Origin of the sequence: Shewanella profunda (assembly GCF_023283765.1) — a bacterium.
Taxonomy (GTDB): Bacteria; Pseudomonadota; Gammaproteobacteria; order Enterobacterales; family Shewanellaceae; genus Shewanella; species Shewanella profunda.
The window spans coordinates 1-1128 of the sequence record NZ_JAKILG010000111.1 but is presented as its reverse complement, the minus strand read 5'-3'; the positions used below and the strand labels follow the sequence as shown (position 1 = coordinate 1128).

2 protein-coding genes are annotated in these 1128 nt (G+C 34.0%); both read left to right on the top strand.

What is annotated here, in order from left to right; translation table 11 throughout:
* Window positions 1–136: 136 nt before the first annotated feature.
* On the top strand, window positions 137–412 hold the full coding sequence (locus tag L2744_RS21470) for a hypothetical protein (protein WP_248993770.1): 276 nt from the start codon (window positions 137–139) through the stop codon (window positions 410–412).
* A gap of 130 nt (window positions 413–542) precedes the next feature.
* The gene (locus L2744_RS21465; protein WP_248993769.1) at window positions 543–881 is read left to right on the top strand and encodes a hypothetical protein; all 339 of its coding nucleotides are present in this window, start codon (window positions 543–545) and stop codon (window positions 879–881) included.
* The last annotated feature ends 247 nt before the right edge of the window (window positions 882–1128 follow it).

Below are 1128 nucleotides of genomic sequence, written 5' to 3'. Positions count from 1 at the left end.
CCATATATAATCAACGACGGCCGCATTTGGCCTTAAAATACAAAACGCCCGATGAGGTTCATCAGGCGTTTTAGGTGGAAATAAGTGTCAACTTATTTCAGGACTAGACAGTTATTTAGTTGGCAAAGGAATGTATATGGATAATAGTAAACCAATCAAAATATCTAATGAAAGTGCTGCAAAGGCTTTTATACGAGGAGAGTTTAGACGGCTCAGGGAGCGTTTTGAGGAGGTTAATGATAAGCATATTTTAGAATTTAAAAGAAAAAATAAAACATTGAAAAATTTTTATCAATTACAACTTGATATCAATCGAGAATCTTTATCTGAGTTATTGATTGAACATAAAACTTTTAACAAGGGCAAAACCGCAGAGCTAACACAATATATATATTGGCGCCATTGCGATTGATATAGAAGGTTATAAATATACAAAAGATGAACATTTCTATCCACTTTGCTCCCACATAGTGGATAAAAAACGGCCTATAAACAATAATGGTTATTGTATCAGAGCATTAGTGTATATATCTGAGCATGCAATGGCAAGAATGATTACTCGTAATAGTAAACAGAGCATTAAAGTCGTTGTTGATACGTTAGCAGGTATATTTAATGAGAATACAATTAGAATAATTTACTCAGATGCTGATATGAAATTTGAAGATTTTGTTGTGGTTACAAGAGATTGCTATATACCTTTTGTCCGTCAAGAGAATTCAGGTATTCCAATAATGAAAACTTGGGTGCCAGAGGAATGTTGGGATGATAGAAATAATATGAAATTATCGAATTTAGCACATTCATTGGCTGAAGGTGAAATTAGAATTTTTGAGTCAAATATATTTAACTCGGAAGTCTATATCTCTCCTGATTTATAGTGTAGTGGACAGTAGATATCTTATGGCTATTATTTTAGTGTTGGAGAGCCATTTTGCGTAATCAGTGATACAGTCTAGAATTTAAAGATGGAGCGGTCAGGCAAGTCATCGAGCGGCAGGTTTTTACTGCAAACAAAGGTAGTGTTCAAATTTCTGTGTCATTTCTTTAAGCTATACCAAAAAGAGATGATTTATGACCACACCTACTTTTGATATCAATGCTGCCATTCAAGCACTACGTGATGGT

Coding starts and splice junctions, on each gene's coding strand:
- L2744_RS21470 (WP_248993770.1), top strand. CDS start 137: ATGGATAATAGTAAACCAATCAAAATATCTAATGAAAGTGCTGCAAAG.
- L2744_RS21465 (WP_248993769.1), top strand. CDS start 543: ATGGCAAGAATGATTACTCGTAATAGTAAACAGAGCATTAAAGTCGTT.